The sequence below is a fragment of the Chloroflexota bacterium genome (genome assembly GCA_020850535.1).
Taxonomy (GTDB): domain Bacteria; phylum Chloroflexota; class UBA6077; order UBA6077; family JACCZL01; genus JADZEM01.
Genome location: JADZEM010000127.1, coordinates 1 through 18,798, shown reverse-complemented (window position 1 = coordinate 18,798; position 18,798 = coordinate 1). Strand labels below are relative to the sequence as shown.

The following is an 18,798-nucleotide window of genomic DNA, read 5'->3' as shown; positions in this document are numbered from 1 at the left end:
TCGCCCTGATGCTGCTACCAGTGCAATCGTATGTTGAGCGCGTCGTGCGGCGGCGTCGGGGCTTGAAAGCCCCGCCTACGATCCTGCAGTCGCTGCGCGACGCTCCAGTCGCACCAGTGCCGGCCGTGCCCGACGGCCGTCGCGCAGCGACGGTGTGACTGTAGGCGGGGACTTCAGTCCCCGACCGCCCGTTCCATGATCCTTCGGGGACACCAATGAACATGCAATCGCCCTGACTTCCCACCCTGTCATCCCGAGCGGCGTGAGCCTCGCTTCCGCCGGGATGACGAGTGGGGCATGTTCCTCGCTGCGGTCGGGATGACGGGAGGGCACACTCATCCTGTCGGTTGGGACGGCGGTACTCGGTCAAGGAGCGGCTCGGAGGCATGCGGCGATCACGGGATCGTGGTGAGGCGCGTCGGCAGGCTGACCCGCCCGCGCTCCGCGACCACCTGCCCACGTAGATACACCAGTTCTGGCGCAGACAGGCCCGTGAGGTCGTGTTCGGCGTTGCCGGGGATGACCAGCACGTCCGCCGAGAGGCCCGGCCGCAGCGCGCCGATCCGGCCGTCCAGGCCCAGCGCGGCGGCCGGGATCGAGGTCACGCGGCTGAGCAGGTCGACCGGCGCATCCCCGAACCGAGCGGGCATGCGGGCGAGGTTGCGCGGCAGCAGCCCATAGTTCCGCCCGATGGCGTCGCTGGTGAGGTAGACCCGGACGCCGTGGCGGCACATCTGCCGGCCGATCTCCCAGCGGGTCTCGGGCGGCGGCCCCTCGTGCGGCCACTCGCGGGGCAGGCCGTCGCGGCCGGCCAGCGGCCCGATGGCCCCTTCGATGTTGAAATCCACGTACGTGCCCTGCTCGCCCATCTGCCGCGCGACCTCGTCGTCGTAGTCGAGGTACTCGGGGGTCTCGCCCAGCCAGTTGCAGTGCGCGATGATGTCCACGCCGGCCCGCACGCTCCGGCGGATGCCGACCGTCGCGTTGCAGTGCGCCACGACCCGCCGCCGGAGCCGGTGCGCCTCGCGGACCAACTCCGACAGCGTCTTGCGCCTGTACTGCGGCGTGTAGCGGTTGGACGCGGGCGTCAGCGAGCCGCCCGTCGCCATCACCTTGACGAAGTCCGCCCCCTGCTCCACCAGCCGGCGGGTGGCCTTAACGACCTCATCGCGGGAGTCGGCGCGATTCCCGAGCCAGTTGCAGTGGCCGGCCGTGGTGGTGACCGGCGCGCCCGCGACCAGCATGCGCGGGCCGGCCAGCAGGCCGCTGGCGACGGCGTCCCGCAGCGTGATGGTCTGGTCGTCGGGGCCGCCGCAGTCGTAGATGGTGGTCAGGCCGGCCGCGAGGCAGGCCTGGGCGTTGGCCGCGCCCCAGGCGAACAGGTGGACGGCATCCATGCGAGCCTGGAGGTGGAACGGATCGGCCGGGACGCCGAGCATCAGGTGGACGTGGCCGTCCACGATCCCCGGCACGATGGAGTCGTCCGGCCGCTCCACGATCTCGGCGTCCGATGGGGCGCTGACGGTATCTCGCGGGCCGACGGCCTGGATCACCCCATCCGCGAGCAGCACGGCAGCGCCCCCCTGGATGGCCGGCGCGCCGGTGCCATCCACCAGCGTCCCTGCGCGAATCAACGTAGCCGGCACCCTGCCCTCCCCTGACGCAATGGTCGGTTAGCGGCAGGGTAGCAACTCCGGGCCAGCGCTGCGAGCAACGGGACGCAGCGCCAGCCTGAGCAGGCGTCGTGACGGGCTACCGGCCGACCCACCCGCCGTGGACCGGGTGCTGCGAGCAGATGAACTCCAGGTAGGCCGGGCGACTCTGGCCGTTCGCGTCCAGCGCGCGGCGCAGGGCCGGGATCACCTCGGACGGCTCGGAGACCATCTCGCCGTACCAGCCGACCGCCTTCGCCATCGCCGACATGCTGGCCTCGGTGTGGTCCGAGACCTTGAACGTGTACGGATCGTGCCCCGCGCCCCAGAAGCCGGGGCCGTAGCCGGAGTACCCGCCGTTGTTGATGTGGATCGTCGTCAGGCCGATCTTGTAGCGGGCGACGGCCTCGAAGTTGCCCATCATGTAGCTGACGCCAGCATCGCCTGTGACGTTCACCACCTGCCGCTCGGGGAACGCCAGCTTCGCGCCGATGGCCCCGGCCAGGCTGAAGCCGAGCGTCGAGACGTTGCCCCAGCCAAGATACCCACGCGGGATCTCGGCCTGGTAGACGGTGCTGGTCTGATCGCGGGTGTTGCCCGAGTCCGCCGTCACGAACGAGTTGTGCGGGTCCAGCACCTTCTGGAGATCGCCAAACACGCGGTACGGATTGATCGGCTGCTCGTCGGACTCCATCAGCGGGCGGAACGTGCCCCAGAACTCGCGCCGCAGGCCGGCGATCTCGTCGAGGAGCCGCTGGCTCGCGCCGCTGCTGGCCTGCCGCCCGGCCAGCTCCGCGATCAGCGCCTGGAGTGTCAGCTTCGCATCCCCGATGACCGCGTGCTTCGTCTCGTAGCTGCGGTTGATGTCCAGCAGATCGATGGTGCACTGGACGATGGTCTTCTTCGCCGGGTTCGGGATGGCGTGGCTGAAGCGGTTCGGGAAGAGGCTCGACCCGATGGAGAAAATCAGGTCGCTCTCGGTCAGGAAGTGGTTCGCCATGACGCCGCGCGCCAGCAGCGAGAGCGGGTGGCTCTCCGGGAAGACGCTCTTGGCCTTGAGGGTGGTCAGGACCGGCACGCCGGCCGCCTCGGCGAACTGCCTCAGCTCGGCGGCGGCATCGGCGTAGAGGACGCCCTCGCCAGCGTAGATGACGGGCTTCTTCGCCGCCAGCAGCGCCGAGATCGCCTCGGACACGTCGGCCGGGTCTGGCCCCGAGCGCCAGCCCTTGACCGGTGTGTACGGATGCTCGTCCTCGTCATACTCGCCGGCATCACGCGGGATGATCAGCACGACTGGCCCCGGCCGCCCCGAGCGCAGATGCGTGAACGCGCGGCGCACGTAGTCCGGCACCAGCTCGCCCTGGTCGATCACGCCGACCCACTTGGTCACCGACTTGAGCGCACCGGGCATGTCGTAGTGGGTATGGCGGCTGGCGCCTCGGTTGACGCCCTCGGCGATGACCAGCAGCGGCGAGGAGTCCTCCCAGGCCTGGGCGATGGCCCCGTACGCCATCTGGATGCCCGCCGCGTTGAGGTTCGCCATGATGGTGCAGACGCCGATGCGCTTGCCCTGGGTCACCCGCGAGTAGGCGTCCGCCACGGCGACGGCGAAGCGCTCCTCGCCCATCATGACGATGGGCACGCCCTCCTCGCCAAGCGCGTTGTTGACGTGGTTGGTCGGGTAGCAGGCGACCCACGGCACGCCCTCGGCCTTGAGGCAGCGCACCAGGCCGTTCGCGGCTTTGACCTTACCCATGGCAGGACGACCTCCCTGTGTCCGTGCGGGCGTCCGCGCACCCATCGCGCGGCCGACGCCCTCGGGGGACATGGTAGCCGGGCCAAGGGTTTCGGGTTCTGGGTATCAGGTTTACAGGGTGGACTCGCTCTGTCGCGGTTGCGGCTCTTTCAGAACTGCGGCAGCAGGCCGGCGTGGGCCGTCAGCAGGTCGTCCAGGAGCCGCGGCACGCTCTTGTAGTCGCGCACCAGCGGATCGCCCACCAGCGCCTGGAGCGCCAGGTGTCGGTCACCCGTCAGGGCCGCGTCGACCAGGATCTCCTGGTTGACCGCGTGCGGATGGAGCGTCCCGAGGATGCTCATCGGCAACGCCCCCACGCCGACCGGGTTGACGCCCGTCGCCCCGACCTCTGCCAGCGTCTCGACCACCGCCCCGCGCGGCAGGTTGTCGATCTGGCCGGTGTTCGCGACGTTGACGACGGCCCGGAATGGCCGCCCGTTCACCATCGCCGCGATGATGTCGGCGGACTCCTCCGGCGAGTGCTCCAGGGCCATCGGCACGTCGCTGGCGAGCGTCGCGCGGACCTGCGCCTGCGAGGCTTTGAGCATGTCGTAGCGATGGTCGATCTGGGTGAGCAGCACGCCGTAGTCTGCGCCGGCCCCGGTCTCCTCCTGCAGGAAGTGCGGGAAGAACTCGGCGATGTGGCGGTCGCCGGCCGCCGGCAGATAGCCATACGTCTTCAGCAGCGAGAATTTGACGCCCCAGCGATCCTGGAACGGCTCGCGGTGGCCACCGCTGGTCGAGCGCAGCGGGACTGGCTTGCCGCTGGCCTCGAACGCGCGGACCATCTCGAAGCCATCCCGACCGTTGATCTTGAGGTCGAGCAGCCAGATCAGGTGGTTGACCCCGGCCACCTTCATCTCGAAGTCTTCGACGTCCACGCCGAACATCCGCATCATCCCGCCGCGCACGCCTTGCAGCTCGTGGCAGAGGCCCATCGCCTTGATGCCCGTCGTCTTGTGGACGGCCCGGGTCAGGACGGTCAGCGGATTCGTCAGGTTGAGCATCCAGGCGTCCGGGCAGACCTTCTCTATCGCCTGGGCGATGCCGACCATCACCGGCACATTCCGCAACGCCCGCGAGAGGCCGCCCGGCCCGACGGTATCTCCGACCGACTGGTAGATGCCGTAGCGCAGCGGGATGTCGAGATCCTTACGCATCGCCTCCAGGCCGCCGGTCGTGATGGTGACGATGACGAACTCGGCGTCCTTGAGGGCGTCCTCCAGGTTGCCGCTGGTCTCGATAGTCCAGTCAGCGCCAGCCGCCGCCACGATCTTCTGCCCAAGCCGCTGCATTTCCAGCATCGGCTCGGGCGCGATGTCGTGCAGGACGATGCTGCCCGAGAGGTTCGGCGTCAGCGCGATGTCGGTCAGCAGCTTGGGTGTCCACTGGTAGCTGCCGCCGCCCACGAAGCAGATGCGGGTCTTGCCCATGCAGGATGTCCTCTGACTACGATTTGAAGGCCGGGAGAACCTCCCGGGCCAGCAGCCGTAGCTCGTTCATGATGTGCTCGTGGGGCAGGCCAGGGAAGAACAGGCGGAAGATCAGGTGATCGACGCCGAACGTCTCGCGAAAGTGCTGGATTTTGGCGATGCACTGGTCCGGCGTCCCGACGATGAAGCGGTCCCGCCCGATCTCGTCCAGCACGTCCACGCGCGTCGTGTCCGAGGCCCCGACGAGCGGATGGTTCCAGGCGCCGCCGCCGTACTCGTCGCGGTAGTTGACCATCAGGTGCCGCTCGGCCAGCTCCCGGGCCTTCTCTTCCGTCTCGGCGATGATCAGCTCACGGGTCAGCGGGGCCGGCGCAACGGCCGGATCCTTCCCGGCTTTCCGCAGCTCGGCATGGTACTGATCGCGCGCGGACAGGAGCTTCTCGAGCTTGGCGGTCGGGCCGGGCAGCCAGCCGTCCGCCAGGGTGGCGGCCCGCTTCATCCCGAGCGGCCCCCAGGCCCCGAGCCAGATCGGGATCTGGGCCTGGACCGGCTTCGGTTCCAGGCGGGCGTTCTCCAGCTGGAAGAACTTGCCCTGGAACGTGACCGAGTCCTCGGTCCAGAGCCGCCGCATGATGGTGACCTGCTCCACGAAGCGCGCGCCGCGCGTCTCCGGCGCCACGCCGAACAGCGCCAGCTCGTCGGGGCGGTAGCCGATGGCCACGCCGAGCGTCAGCCGCCCGTTGGAGATGACGTCCACCATCGCGGCGTCCTCGGCCGCCTTGACCGGGTGGTGGAACGGCAGCACCACCACGTCGGTACCGAGACGGATGCGGCTGGTCCTCGCGGCGAACCCGGCCAGCACCAGCAGCGGCGACGGCCAGTAGTGGTTCTCGACGCCGTGGTGCTCCTCCATCCAGACCGAGTCATACCCGAGCTCCTCGCCGAGCACGACCTCTTCGAGCGCCTCGCGGTAGAAATGACCGCCCTCGGTCGGTATGAATCCGAACTGCACGGCTCGTCTCCCTCGTCGGTGAAGCACGCGCCGCCAGCCAGGAAGGCGGAGAGCGCTTGCCGGATGCTACGAGCCGGGCACGCGAGCGTCAAGCGGCGTTGGACGCTCTGCAGGGCGATTGCATGATCGTTGGTGTTCCTAAAACGCCGTCAAACGAGCGGTCGGGGCTGCACGACGAGGCCATCATGCAATCGCCCTGGGACGCTCTGGCGGTTCACGCGTGGTTCCATGGCGCGGTGCTCTATCATCGCCAGAGCATGATGTTCCCGCCCCGGCCACGCTGGCGGGGCTCGGCTGAGGAGGAGCGATGCCCCCGACTGCTGGCAGCGACGCAGGCCGGGGCGCGCCCGGGCCTGCGTCGCCCGATCAGAACCTCGCCGCCGTCCTGCACGGCATCGGCGATCTGCGCCTGGAGCCGCGCCCGATCCCGGAGCCTGGGCCGGGCGAGGTGCTGGTGGGGATGCGGAGCGTCGGCATCTGCGGCTCGGACGTCCACTATCTGACGCACGGGCGGATCGGCAGCTTCGTGGTCCGCGCGCCGATGGTCATCGGGCACGAGTCGGCCGGCGAGGTGGCCGCAGTCGGGCCGGGCGTGACGGGCCTCGCACCAGGAGACCGGGTGGCGCTGGAGCCGGGCGTCCCCTGCCGAGCCTGCGCGGCCTGCAAGTCCGGCCGCTACAACCTCTGCCTGGACATGCGGTTCTTCGCCACGCCGCCCATCGACGGCTCGATGGCCACCTACGTCGTCCACCCTGCCGATTTCTGCTTCAAGCTGCCGGAGCACGTCAGCCTGGACGAAGGGGCGCTGTTGGAGCCGCTCTCGGTCGGACTGCACGCTTGCCGGCGCGGCGGTGTGGTGGCCGGCAGCCGCGTGCTGGTGCTGGGCGCGGGGCCAGTCGGCCTGACGGCGCTGCTGATGGCGCGGGCGGCGGGCGCAGCCGAGGTGCTGATCTCCGACGTGCGGGCCGAGCGACTCGACCTGGCGGCCAGCCTTGGCGCATCGGCAGTCATCGACGTGGGCGACGCCCGCGACCCTGACCTGGGCCGCATCGCCCGGGAGCGCGCGCACGGCCCCATCGACGTGGCGATTGACTGCTCGGGCGCGGAGGCAGCCGTCCGGGCGGCCATCACGGCCACGCGGCCCGGCGGCACGGTGGTGCTGGTCGGCATGGGCGCCGACGAGATGCAGCTTCCGATCCTCGACGCTGCCGCCCGCGAGGTGGATCTGCGCGGCATCTTCCGCTACGTCAACACGTACGCGGCGGCGCTAGCGTTGGTCGCCTCCGGGCAGATCGACGCGAGGCCGCTGGTGACGCACCACTTCCCGCTGGCGCGCGTCTCGGAGGCGTTCGCGGCCGTCGAGAATCCGGCCAGCGGCGCGGTCAAGGTGATCGTCGACGTGGGTGGTGGGGCGTAGTTCGTGGGTCGAGGGGCGCTTCCTCTCCCCACGAACTACGCCCCAGGCCCCTCGCCCTACCCCTTGATACCGGTCATCGCCACGCCCCGCACGAAGTAGCGCTGGCCGATGAAGAAGATCAGGATGACGGGGATCGTCATCATCACGGCGGCGGCCATCAGGAGATGGTCCTTCGGCTGGCCGTCGTTCGGGCTGACCACGAAGTAGCGCAGCCCGACGCTCAGCGGGTAGCTCTCCGGCTGGTTCAGGATGATCAGCGGGCGCAGGAACGAGTTCCACTGGGCGATGCCGTCGATGATCGCGGCCGTCGCGTAGACCGGCCCCGAGAGCGGCAGCATGATGCTCCAGAAGATCCGCGGGTAGCTCGCGCCGTCGATGCGGGCGGCCTCGTCCAGGTCGAGCGGGATCGTCATGAAGAACTGGCGGAACAGGAAGATGTAGAAGGCGCTGCCGAACCAGTACGGCACCGTCAGCGGCAGGTAGGTGTTCAGCCAGCCGAGCTGCCAGAACAGCATGAAGTTGGGGATCAGCAGCACGTACTGCGGCAGGAGGATCGTCGCCATCGTGATGCTGAACAGGAAGTTCTTGCCCGGGAAGCGGAACCGCGCGAAGGCGTACCCGCCCAACGACGACGAGACAACCGTGCCCGTCGCCGCGACGACGGTCAGGAAGATGCTGTTCCAGTACCAGCCGGCGAACATGCGGACGTTGAAGACGTCTGCGTAGTTGTGCCACTGCGGCACGGGCGGCCAGAAGATCGGCGGGATCAGCCGGACCTCCTGCACCTGCTTCAGCGAGCTGCTGAGCGCCCAGTAGAATGGCAGCATCAGCATGATGCCGAGGATCACGGCGATCAGGTGCAGGCCGAACCGCCCGAGCAGCTTCATGACCGGCAGCATCTGCTCGCCGGCCGTGCGCGAGGCGGGGCGGTCGATTCGTGCGGCGTGCTGGGCCATCAGCGCCCCTCCCCGGCGTAGTACACGAGATCGCGCGAGGCGCGGAACTGGATGTAGGTGAACACGCTCAGGCCGATGAACATGATCCAGGCGAGCGTCGAGCCGTAGCCCATGTCGAAGTACTTGAACGTGTGCTCGTAGATGTGGAGGCCGTAGATCCAGGTGGCGTAGGCCGGGCCGCCGGCCGTCCCGACGAACGCCGCCTCGAACGTCTGGACCGCGCCGATGCTCGCCAGCACAAAGTTGAAGAACATGGTGGGGGAGATCATCGGGATGGTGACGTTCCAGAAGCGGCGGAGCGGTCCGGCGCCGTCAATCGAGGCCGCTTCGTACAGCTCCTGGGGGATGCCCTGAAGGCCCGCCAGGAAGATCACCATCATGTTGCCGCCGATGGCTCCCCACAGGGAGATCAGCATCAGTGCCCAGAGCGCCCAGGCCGGATCGCCGAAGTAGTTCGGCCCGATGATGCCCTTGCCCATCAGGTAGTAGCTGACCTGGAAGATCGCTTCGTTGACGAGGCCGTACTGGCCGCTCAGCAGCCAGACCCAGATGTAGACGGCGGCCACCACCGGCACGAGGTGCGGCATGAAGAAGACGGTGCGGTAGAACGTCGTGAAGCGCAGCCCCTGGTTGAGCAGGATCGCCGTCAGGAGCGCGCCGACCACGCTGAGCGGCACGGTCACGCCAGCGTAGAGGAGCGTCCGGCCCACGGACGGCCAGAACAGCTCGTCTTTGGTGAACGCCTTGATCCAGTTGTCCAGGCCGGCGAACGTGTAGTCCCGTCCCAGGGTGTAGTTGAAGAAGCTCAGCAGGAGCGAGAAGAGCATCGGCCCGAGCACGAACACGATCAGGCCGACGATCCAGGGCGAGACGAACACATACGCCCAGAAGATCTCGTCGCGGCGCAGGCTGCCGGCAGCCACGCGCGGTTTGGCGGTTGTCGCGGATTGTGCGACCACGTCATGCCTCCGTCGTCAACGCGCGGCTCTTGAGGAGTCTCACCGCCAGCGCCTGCGTCGGTGAAGGGGTGCCAGTAGGAAAACAGAGAGGGAGCAGACGGGTCGCCGCGCGCCTGGGCGGTGCGGCGACCGTCTGCCCCCTCCCACAGGGTCGGCGGATTAGACGGGCGGCTTGTCCATGATGTCCTGGATCTGCTTGCCCACGTCCTGCGCGAACTTCTCGACCTCGAGCTGCCCGAGCGTCACCTTGACCCACTCGTTGAGCAGGATCGACTCGGTCTCCACGAAGCGACCGTTGGCCGGATGGTGCCAGGCGTCCATGGCCGGGGACGGCGGCAGCACGACGTTCTTGGCGATGTTCCCGAGCTTCGGGGCCACCTTGCGGAACTCGTCGCTGTCCCAGACGTCGTTGCGGCTGCCCGGGCTGCCGAGACCGTTGGCGAACCGCTCGATGCCGTGCCGCTGGCTGGTGAACAGCCGCGAGAGGACGGTCCAGGCCTCGGCCGGATTCTTGGTCGCCTTCGAGACGGTCTTGCCGTCCGAGGAGACCTGCGTCGCATGCTTGCCGAGCGGGCCAATCGGGTTCGGGATCACTTCCATCTCGAACGGGTTCGGCAGCTTGGCGATCTGGCCCGGCCACGCCGAGGCGGCGAACGCCGTCTGGATGATCATGCCGACCTTCTGGCTCTGGAACATCTCCTGCCGCTGGTCGTCCACGTTGGCGGCCCACGGGAACGCCGCGCCGGACTTGTACAGCTCGGTGAACGCCTTGAGGCCGGCAATCGACTCGGGCGTGTTCAGGAGACACTTCTTGCCGTCAGCATCGAAGAGGTCGCCCTTGAACGCCCGCAGGAAGCCCACCATGCCCTCGTTGACCGAGGTGTTGTTGACGGGCGGGATGACGCCGTAGACCGTGGTGCGACCCTGGGCGCTCTGGGTGAGGCCCTTCGCCAGCGTCTGCAAGTCCTCGAAGGTCCAGGTGCCAGCATCGGCCGGCATCTTCAGGCCGAGCTTCTCCACCATCGTGCGGTTGATGAAGTGGTGGATAGCGCCCGGGTGGCCGACGACCGGCAGGCCCCAGAGCTTACCCTCGCGGGTGTAGGTCTTCAGGTTGCCCGCCCAGAACTGCTTCTGGTCGTTGTCGGTCCACTGCTTGTCGTCCTTGAACAGCGAGTCAAGGTCGTGGATGACGCCCTTGATCTGCAGCTCGGAGACGATGGGGGCGAGGTTGATGCGGACGGTGTCGCCGATCTGGCCGGTGGCGGCGAGCGCCAGCTGCTTGGCGTGCATCTCGGCGCGCGGGAACCACTCCCGCTCGACCTTGATGTTCGGGTTCTCGGCCTCGAACTTGGCGATGAAGGCGTCGTACCAGTCGCCAGCCTGACCAGGGGTGCCCTGAATCCAGTCGTGGTCGCGGATGGTGACGCGCGGGCCGCCGGCCACGGGCTTGGCGGCGGCAGCAGCGGCGGCCGGGGAGGCAGCCGGCGATGCGCCAGCGGCCGGCGAGGCAGCGGCGGCAGCAGCCGGTGAGGCGGCAGCGGCGGGCGCAGCGGCAGCCGGAGAAGAGGCAGCCGCCGGAGCGGCCGGCTTCGGGGCTTCGGTCGGCTTGGCCGGTGCAGCGGTTGGCGCAGCCGGAGCCGCCCCGCCGCACGCGGCAAGGATCGCCGATCCTGAAAGGCCTCCGAGCACAAGTGCTGTGCCCTTCAGCATGCGACGGCGCGATATACGCGAGGTCACGTCTCTGGCCATGCCTGGCCCCCTCTCCACTGCTACGTGCCACCGCCCTCACGAAAGGAGCTTGTGAGCCGGCGGGCTGACGACATCGTCAACGCTTGGAGGTGTCGGATGTATCGGGAACGGGAACAGCGCCGGTCAGCCATCACAGACTGTGAGCGCTCCCCATCCTGTAAACACCCGGCGCAATCGTACTGACAGCGCCCCTGCCTGTCAAGGACTTTTGGATCCCAGACAGGGGGATTGCATGTTGGGTGTGTCGTGCCGCCGCGTCGGGGCTTGAAAGCCCCGCCGACCATCCTGCAGTCGCTGCGCGACGCTCCAGTCGCACCAGTGCCTGCCGTTCCCTGCGTCCGTCGCGCAGCGACGGCGTGACTGTAGGCGGGGACTTCAGTCCCCGACCGCCCGTTCCCTGATGCTTCAGGAACACCAATGAACATGCAATCGCCCTGATGCTGCTACCAGTGCAATCGTATGTTGAGCGCGTCGTGCCGCCGCGTCGGGGCTTGAAAGCTCCGCCTACCATCCTGCAGTCGCTGCGCGACGCTCCAGTCGCTCCAGTGCCTGCCGTTCCCTGCGTCCGTCGCGCAGCGACGGCGTGACTGTAGGCGGGGACTTCAGTCCCCGACCGCCCGTTCCCTGATGCTTCAGGAACACCAATGAACATGCAATCGCCCTGGGATCCCAGACCGACAGCATTGACCAGCACACCAGGACCGGACGGACAGGCTGTGAGCTGGCGGCGCGACCGGACCGCCGAACGGCTCCTGCCGCCGAGACGCTCTCTCCGAGTGGCTACGCGTCCGTGCGACGCCAGATTGTGCCACCAAGTCCCAGCGCGTAGACGAGCCGGTCCTCGGCGTAGGCCGGCGAGACGGCCACGGCGACGCAGTTCGGCGGATCGAGTCCATCATTCCAGTCCAGGAATGTCGCGCCGCCATCCCGTGAGACGAAGACACCAGCGCTCGTGGCGGCGAAGAGGGTCCGATCCTGGGCATAGGCCGGCGATGCCGCGAGGCTCGCGATGGCGCCCGGCAGCTCGACCGCGTCCCAGACTGGCCGCCGCATGCCGCCCTTCGTCTCCCAGGCGTTCGGACGTGGCCGCAGCGCCCGGCTCCCGAGCGCCATGACGACGGTGTCATCCCACGGGTTGGCCGGCAGCGCGCAGATCGGTGAAGCTACGCGCTGCCCACCACTGGTGTGGACAAACCGCTGCTGCCAACGCCGTCCGCCGTCCGCCGAATACCACAGTGTGAATTCCGCCCCTGCGGACTCGACCACGGCAAGATAGAGGGCGCCGTCCAGGCCGGAGCCAGGCGCCAGAGCCAGTCCAGCCAGGACAGCATCAGCAACTGGAACTGAGATCTCCGCTCGTGTCTGGCCTCCGTCCCGTGATCCGACGAGCTTCAAGCGCGGCGCCGTGTCCGTGGTAATCGCCGTGACGTAGTGAGCGCCATGGGCTGTCTGAGCGACAGCAGCGACTTCGACAGACTCGCCGAGTACTGAGGTCGACTGAACGGGCACCCAGGAGACGCCGTCGTCGTCGCTACGATAGAGTCCAGTGACCGTTGCCCCCAAGAGCTGGGTACGTCCCGATGGATCGAGCATGGCGGCAAGTCGGTCCATGTTGTAGCGGGGCCAGTTCACGGGCTTGTCTGGATCGTCAGTCGGTCTGACGGGTTCGCCTTCCTCTGGTGGTCCCGGCGGGAATGCCCAGGTCTCGCCGCCGTCGCGGGACACACCAACTCCGATGCTCGGAATCGGCGCGTAGATCGTGTGATCACTCCCAAAATGCAGTGAGAGCGTCAGCGTTGCCGTCAACGTGGCGGTAAGGCCGCGTGATGAGGGCTGCCACGTCGCGCCACCATCGTCTGATCGTCTCAGCCCAAGGTCACACACGCCGAGCAGGATGCTCGACGCGCTATCCGCAGCTCCTGGCAGCCTCATGACACTTGATTGACACTCATCCTGCGCCAGCGACCACACGTCACCGTCCAGGAGCAGGCGCCTGTCAGCCTCTCCGATGTTGCTCCAGGAGCGTCCTCCATCCTCTGAGCGGAAGAGGCCGACACCATAGCTTGCAGCCAGCACCACACGGTCTTCAGCAAAGGCGGGCGAGAGGCTGACCGCGTGAAAGTCCAGATCGTTGGTGTCGGTGTCGAGCTGCCGCCAGGCCTCGCCGCCGTTGCGGGTGCGGTACAGCCCATCGCCGGTGGCCGCGAACGCGATGCCATCCTCTGCGAACGCTGGCGAGAGCGCGAGGTCGTAGACGGAGAGATCCAGCAGGCCAGCGTTCGCGCCCTCCCAGCTCCGGCCGCCGTTCCGGCTGACCAGGATGCCGTCGTCCTCGGTGCCGACGAAGACGGTCAGGCCACCCCCATCAGGCCGAGCGTCCCGGTCGCCAGCGTCCAGCGCGATGCAGTGGGCCATGCACTGGGTCAAGATCAGCTGCCAGGAGCCGCTCGGATCGTCCAGACGGTAGACGCCGTCGTGCGCGCCCGCGTAGACGATGCCGTCCTCGGCGTAGCGGGGCGAGGCCGCCACCACCTGCGCGCCGGCAACCCGTGCTCCCACTCCGAGCGGCGCCCAGGAGTGGCCCCGGTCCACCGAGCGGAACACCCCGACGGGCGTCGCCGCGAAGACGTGCCACGAGCCGTCCGCCGCCTGAGCGCGCGCCATGCCGGCCACCGTGCCGCCCTCGAACGTGGCCAGCCGCTCCCAGCCCGTCGTCACCCTCGCCCTCCGCTATCCCTATCCTCGCGTCGGGCAGGATTATGCGGGAGACGGCTCGGCCGGAACGGCGGATCGCGTCCCGACTTCCGCGCCGGGCCATCACTCTGCCTACCCGCCGGCTCGTTGTCGTGGTGGACGCCCTGGATGACCGTGGGATGACGGGGCGCCGCCCACGGTGCGCCTTCTGACGGGTGTCAGCGCAGACACACGCTCCCGGCACGCCGCACCCCGCTCGCGCACAGCCCGCAGGAGGAGGTCCGTCCGCCGGTGACGGTCGTCCGATCCCGTTTCGGCACGTAGGAGGAGGCCGACCATGTTGTCTGGGGTTCAGGAGATCGGACACGAGATCGCCGAGCACATGGCGCACGCCGACGAGCGCCTGGGGCTGATGGACGAGCTGTCCATGGCGCTCGCGTTCGGCCTCATCGGCGGGCTGCTGGCGATGCGCCTGCGGCTGCCGCCGATTGTCGGCTTCCTGCTGGCGGGCATCGCACTGAGCCCGTACACGCCGGGCCACGTCGCGGACGTGCACACCGCCGAGCAGCTTGGCGAGATCGGCGTGGCGTTCCTGATGTTCGGCGTCGGGATGCACTTCTCGGTCAAGGATTTGCTCGAAGTCAAGGGCATCGCCGTGCCGGGCGCCATCATCCAGAGCATCCTGGCAACCGCCCTGACCATCGTCCTGACCACCATCTTCGGCTGGAGCCTCGGGGCCGGCATCGTGATGGGGCTGGCGCTCTCGGTGGCGAGCACCGTGGTGCTGGTCCGCGCGCTGATGGCCCGCGACCTGATGGCGAGCCAGGCTGGCAAGGTCGGCGTGGGCTGGCTGGTGGTCGAAGACCTGTTCTCAGCGCTGGTGCTGGTGCTGCTGCCGGTCCTGGCCGTCTCGCTCGGCGGGACGGTGGCCGAGCGCTCGGCCCACGAGACGCTGGTCGAGAGCCTGCTGAACAAGACGGACAGCGTCCTGGCGTTCTCAGTGCGGCAGGCGGGCGTGCAGGAGTCGGCGCCGGTCCTGATTGGCCTCACCGTCATCAACGTCGCCGTTCTGGTGGGCCTGCTGCCGCTGCTGCGGCGGGCCGTCTCCTGGCTGCTGGCCTACATCGACCGCGCAAAGTCGGACGAGATGCTGACGCTGGCAGCGGTGGTGGTGGCCCTGTTCGTCTCGTTCGGGATGAATGCGCTGTTCGGCGTGTCGGTGGCGCTCGGGGCGTTCTTCGCCGGGATCGTCGTCTCAGCCTCGCCGCTGGCGCACGTCGTGGGTGAGGATGTCCGCCCGCTGCGGAACCTGTTCGGCGTCCTCTTCTTCGCAAGCGTCGGCATGCTGCTGGACCCGATGACGTTCGTGCAGATGCCGGTGCACCTGCTGGCGGTGGTCATCGTGATCGTCGCGGCCAAGCCAGCCATCGCCACGGGCATCGCGCTGGCGTTCAAGCAGAGCCGACAGACGGCTATGATGATCGGGGCTGGCCTCGGGCAGATCGGCGAGTTCTCGTTCATCCTGGGGACGCTCGGGAAGTCGCTCGGGCTGCTGCCAGACGAGGCGTACCAGTTGATCATCGCCGGCGCGATCATCTCGATCGCCGTCAACCCGCTGGTGTTCCGCGTGATGGACCGCCTGAGCTACGTGCAGCCGGCGCTCGCGCCGGTCCCGTCAACAGCGTCGTACCGCCAGCAGCCGCACAGCGGCGAGCCGCCCCTCTCGCGGGCCGGCTGACCGTCCGGCCGCCCCCTCGTCCTGCGCGTATTCACCACACATCCGCAAGCTATCCGCACCTGGGAGTTCCCGTGGACACGCTTCTTCAGTTTCTGGTGTTCATCGTCGGCAGCGTGCTCCTGGCGGTCTTCGGCGCGGCCCGCGTTCGGCAGCGGGTGCCACTGGAGGTCCAGCTCGAACAGAACGACGTGGCTGGCTTCTTCCTGGCCGTCCTGGGGTTGGTCTATGGGGTCATTCTGGCGTTCGCGGTGATCGCCGTCTGGGAGGATCTGGACGACGCGAGGCGCACCGCCGAGTCCGAAGCGAACGCCGTAGGCGACCTGTTCCGGCTGGCCGGGGGGCTGCCCGACGAGTCTCGGGTGCTGCTCCAGGAGCAGGCCCTCGGCTACGGGCATGTCGTCGTCAACGACGAGTGGCCCATGCTGGAGCACGGCAACGAGAGCGCGATGGCCACGCAGTTGCTCACGACGCTCTGGAGCACCGTTACCGCCTACGAGCCGAAAGGCCCGCGCGAGGAGACGATCTACGCCAAGCTGCTCGACAAGGTGAACGACATCGACGATCACCGGCGCGAGCGACTGGTAGCCAGCCGCGACGGCATCCCCAGAATGGTCTGGGGGGTGCTGATCGGCGGTGGCGTGGTGACGGTGCTGTTCACCTACTTCTTCGGGCTGAAGCACCGGCGCGCGCTGCTGGCGATGACGGCGATGTACGTGGCCTCGATCGGGTTCGTGCTGTTCCTGATCGCGGCGATGGATCATCCGTTCAGTGGAACCGTGAAGGTGCAGCCCGAGGCGATGGAGATGGTGCTCCATCGAATAGAGCGGTCGGCGACGGTTCACCGCTGACGAGGCGCGTGCCTGGCTGTGCCACAATCCCGTCCATGAGCGCTGACGATTCGCAGACACTGCCAGTGACACCCTCGGCGGACCGTCCTCCTGACGACGCCTACGGGCCGCTCTCGCCGCTGACCGAGCGGCTCATCGGTCTGCTGGCCGAGCGCGGCGTGGCCCACCAGGTGATGCGCCATCCGCCGGTCCGGACCAGCGAGGAGGCGTCCCGGGTGCGCGGGACGCCGCTCGACGCCGGGGCCAAAGCGCTGGTCTGCCACGCCGACGACCGCATCGTGCTGATCGTGGTGCCGGCCGATGCCCGCCTGGACAACCGGGCGTTCAGGCAGCAGGCCGGCGTCAAGAACGTGCGGATGGTGGACGTCGAGCGGATCCTGGAGCTGGTGGGCGCGCCGGTTGGGGCGGTGCCGCCGTTCGGGAGCCTGTTCGGGCTGCAGACGTTCGCGGATGAGGACGTGGTCCGCCGCGAAACGATCGCGTTCAACGCCGGCGGCCGCGACGTCTCGGTGACGATGCGCGGCCCGGACTTCGCGGCGCTGGAGCGGCCGACGCTGGGCCAGTTCGCGCGGCGGGAGGGCTGACCGGGATGGCCCTCACCCCCCGACCCCCTCTCCCAGTGCGCGGGGGTGGGGGGGTGAGGGCCATCCGGGGGGTGAGGGCCTCCCTGGAAGGCAGGCCGCTCTCGTGCGAGCGTCTACGATCCCAGGGCCGCCACCGCCTCGCGCGCCGCTTCGAGCGCTCGCTCCACGTCCTCGCCGTCGTTGTAGAGGTGCGCGGAGAATCGCACCCGGCCATCGGCCTCCCAGACCAGCACCCCGCGCTCGCCCAGCAGCTCGGTGAAGCGTGCGCCGTCCGCCCGCGCGATGCAGACGTTGCCGGCCCGCCGGGCCGGCTCCTCCGGCGTCAGCACCTGCTGGCCAAGCTCCAGCAGCCCCTCGCGCAGCCGTCCGGACAGCTCCAGCGCGTGGGCCTCCGTCTGCTCGATGCCGACATCGAGCAGGTACTGCAAGCCGTTGTCCACCACGTAGACGCCCGGGAAGCTCGGGTTGCCGAGCGTCATCCGCATGGCGTCGTCGCGCGGGGCGAAGGTGTGGCGGCGCGTCTCGCCCTCGCCGCCAGCGGGCTTCGCGGACATCCAGCCGGCCACCTGGGGCGCCCAGTCTGGCTGGAGCTGACGGTTCCAGAACCCGATGGCGATACCCGTGGTCCCCAGTTGCCACTTATAGGTGCAGGAAAAGACGAAGTCGGCCAGGCGGGCCTCGACGGGCACCACGCCGAGCGCGTGTGACGCGTCCACGATGAAGATCGCACCGACCTTGTGCGCCGCCGCCGCGACGGACGCCAGATCGTGCCGGACGCCCGTCAGATAGCTGACGTGGGAGAGCGCGACGGCCCGCGTTCGCTCGTCGATGGCCGCTTCGAGCGCGCCGGGCGGCACGTCGAACCCCTGCCCCACGAACCGGACCTCGACGCCCTGCGAGCGCCGCAGCAGCCACGGATACACGTCGGACGGGAACTCGATGGTCTCCACCACGACGTTGTCGCCGGGCTTGAAATCGATGGTCTGGGCGACCATGTTGACGCCATCCGAGGTGCTCGGGATGAACGCCACCTCGTCCTTCTCCACGCCGAGCAGCGCCGCTGCCTTCTCGCGGGCGCGGTCGTGCAGGGCAAGCTGGCGCATGCGGCCGGGCATGCCGTCGCTCTTGTCGTGGGCGTAGCGGGTCAGCGCATCGACGTGGCTCTTGAGGAACGGCGTCTCGCCGCCGGCCGCGAGGTGCGCCTTCTCCTCCAACCCGATGAAGTCGTTCTTGGGGGCCAGTGAGCTCATGCGCCGCCCTCCGCGGACTTGCCGCCATCGTCGTAGGCCAGCGCCGAGTAGCGCATCAGCTTGTCGAAGTTGTGGGTGGACTGCACCCGCCGCACGGTGCCGCTTTTGCCGCGCATCGCCAGCGTCTCGGTGTACGCGCCGTGCGGCATGTAGCGGACGCCGTGCACCAGCTCGCCGGTCGTGACGCCGGTCAGCGAGAAGAACACGTCGTCGTCGGCCACGAGATCGTCGATGGTCAGGATCTTCGTCAGCGAGAGGTTCTGCTGCTCGGCAAGCTCGCGCTCACGGTCGTTGCGCGGCCAGTAGCGGCACTGGATATCGCCGCCCAGGCACTTGAGCGCGCAGGCAGTGGTCACCGCCTCCGGCGAGCCGCCGATCCCCAGCAGCAAGTCCATGCCGGTCTCTTCAAGGGCCGGCATGATCCCGCCCGCGATATCGCCGTCCGTGATCAGCTTGACCCGTGCGCCAGCCTCACGTACCCGCCGGATGATCTCGTTGTGGCGGTCGCGGTCGAGGATCACAACCGTCAGGTCGTCCACGTCCACGGACTTGGCGGAGGCCAGCGCTCGGAGGTTCTCCTCGATGGACAGCTCCAGCGAGACGACGCCCTTGCCAGCCGGCCCGACGGCGATCTTCTCCATGTAGGCGATGCCCTTCCAGGGGAGCATCGAGCCGCGCCGGGCCAGCGCCACGACGGCCACGGAGTTCGGC

Annotated in this window: 14 protein-coding genes; 4 read left to right on the top strand and 10 right to left on the bottom strand. The window is 68.6% G+C overall.

Annotated features, from left to right (window positions below; translation table 11 throughout):
- Positions 1–395: 395 nt before the first annotated feature.
- The 4 genes from IT306_18780 to IT306_18765 all read right to left on the bottom strand — a co-directional run bounded on the left by IT306_18780 (position 396) and on the right by IT306_18765 (position 5,892).
- A complete protein-coding gene (locus IT306_18780) occupies positions 396–1,646 on the bottom strand; it encodes an amidohydrolase family protein (GenBank protein ID MCC7370476.1) in 1,251 nt (416 codons plus the stop codon).
- A gap of 106 nt (positions 1,647–1,752) precedes the next feature.
- Entirely contained in the window at positions 1,753–3,408 is a 1,656-nt protein-coding gene (locus tag IT306_18775) for a hypothetical protein (GenBank protein MCC7370475.1), read from the bottom strand.
- 149 nt (positions 3,409–3,557) lie between these two features.
- Entirely contained in the window at positions 3,558–4,880 is a 1,323-nt protein-coding gene (locus IT306_18770; GenBank protein ID MCC7370474.1) for a hypothetical protein, read from the bottom strand.
- A 16-nt stretch (positions 4,881–4,896) separates the two neighbouring features.
- Positions 4,897–5,892: an LLM class flavin-dependent oxidoreductase gene (locus IT306_18765; protein ID MCC7370473.1), complete on the bottom strand. Its 996-nt coding sequence runs from the start codon at positions 5,890–5,892 to the stop codon at positions 4,897–4,899.
- 307 nt (positions 5,893–6,199) lie between these two features.
- On the opposite strand from IT306_18765, the gene IT306_18760 reads away from it, so the two are divergent.
- A complete protein-coding gene (locus IT306_18760) occupies positions 6,200–7,309 on the top strand; it encodes an NAD(P)-dependent alcohol dehydrogenase (protein MCC7370472.1) in 1,110 nt (369 codons plus the stop codon).
- 56 nt (positions 7,310–7,365) lie between these two features.
- Here the strand turns inward: IT306_18760 and IT306_18755 are convergent, their stop codons facing one another.
- From IT306_18755 to IT306_18740, 4 genes are all read right to left on the bottom strand, one after another.
- Positions 7,366–8,265, bottom strand: coding sequence for a carbohydrate ABC transporter permease (locus IT306_18755; protein ID MCC7370471.1), 900 nt, complete (start codon positions 8,263–8,265; stop codon positions 7,366–7,368).
- Complete coding sequence (locus tag IT306_18750) at positions 8,265–9,224, bottom strand: sugar ABC transporter permease (protein ID MCC7370470.1); 960 nt, start codon at positions 9,222–9,224, stop codon at positions 8,265–8,267. The genes IT306_18755 and IT306_18750 overlap by 1 nt, the downstream gene beginning before the upstream one ends.
- A gap of 159 nt (positions 9,225–9,383) precedes the next feature.
- A complete protein-coding gene (locus IT306_18745; protein ID MCC7370469.1) occupies positions 9,384–10,913 on the bottom strand; it encodes a sugar ABC transporter substrate-binding protein in 1,530 nt (509 codons plus the stop codon).
- 840 nt (positions 10,914–11,753) lie between these two features.
- Positions 11,754–13,691, bottom strand: a complete 1,938-nt coding sequence (locus IT306_18740; protein ID MCC7370468.1) for a hypothetical protein — start codon at positions 13,689–13,691, stop codon at positions 11,754–11,756.
- 313 nt (positions 13,692–14,004) lie between these two features.
- Here IT306_18740 and IT306_18735 point away from each other — a divergent pair, with 313 nt between their 5' ends.
- From IT306_18735 to IT306_18725, 3 genes are all read left to right on the top strand, one after another.
- Complete coding sequence (locus IT306_18735; GenBank protein ID MCC7370467.1) at positions 14,005–15,405, top strand: cation:proton antiporter; 1,401 nt, start codon at positions 14,005–14,007, stop codon at positions 15,403–15,405.
- A gap of 71 nt (positions 15,406–15,476) precedes the next feature.
- Entirely contained in the window at positions 15,477–16,253 is a 777-nt protein-coding gene (locus tag IT306_18730; protein ID MCC7370466.1) for a DUF4239 domain-containing protein, read from the top strand.
- A gap of 35 nt (positions 16,254–16,288) precedes the next feature.
- Complete coding sequence (locus IT306_18725) at positions 16,289–16,837, top strand: hypothetical protein (protein MCC7370465.1); 549 nt, start codon at positions 16,289–16,291, stop codon at positions 16,835–16,837.
- A gap of 113 nt (positions 16,838–16,950) precedes the next feature.
- On the opposite strand, the gene IT306_18720 is transcribed toward IT306_18725, so the two are convergent.
- Together IT306_18720 and IT306_18715 are read right to left on the bottom strand one after the other, a co-directional pair.
- Positions 16,951–18,087 (bottom strand): aminotransferase class V-fold PLP-dependent enzyme, encoded by a 1,137-nt coding sequence (locus tag IT306_18720; protein ID MCC7370464.1) that lies wholly within the window; start codon positions 18,085–18,087, stop codon positions 16,951–16,953.
- The coding region (locus IT306_18715) for a fructose-bisphosphatase class II (GenBank protein MCC7370463.1) at positions 18,084–18,798 on the bottom strand (715 nt) is incomplete at its 5' end. The genes IT306_18720 and IT306_18715, both read right to left, overlap by 4 nt.

Excerpts from the sequence above, each read along its gene's own strand:
- IT306_18720 (MCC7370464.1), bottom strand. The coding sequence starts at position 18,087 with ATGAGCTCACTGGCCCCCAAGAACGACTTCATCGGGTTGGAGGAGAAG.
- IT306_18725 (MCC7370465.1), top strand. The coding sequence starts at position 16,289 with ATGAGCGCTGACGATTCGCAGACACTGCCAGTGACACCCTCGGCGGAC.
- IT306_18735 (MCC7370467.1), top strand. The coding sequence starts at position 14,005 with ATGTTGTCTGGGGTTCAGGAGATCGGACACGAGATCGCCGAGCACATG.
- IT306_18775 (MCC7370475.1), bottom strand. The coding sequence starts at position 3,408 with ATGGGTAAGGTCAAAGCCGCGAACGGCCTGGTGCGCTGCCTCAAGGCC.
- IT306_18760 (MCC7370472.1), top strand. The coding sequence starts at position 6,200 with ATGCCCCCGACTGCTGGCAGCGACGCAGGCCGGGGCGCGCCCGGGCCT.
- IT306_18770 (MCC7370474.1), bottom strand. The coding sequence starts at position 4,880 with ATGGGCAAGACCCGCATCTGCTTCGTGGGCGGCGGCAGCTACCAGTGG.
- IT306_18755 (MCC7370471.1), bottom strand. The coding sequence starts at position 8,265 with ATGGCCCAGCACGCCGCACGAATCGACCGCCCCGCCTCGCGCACGGCC.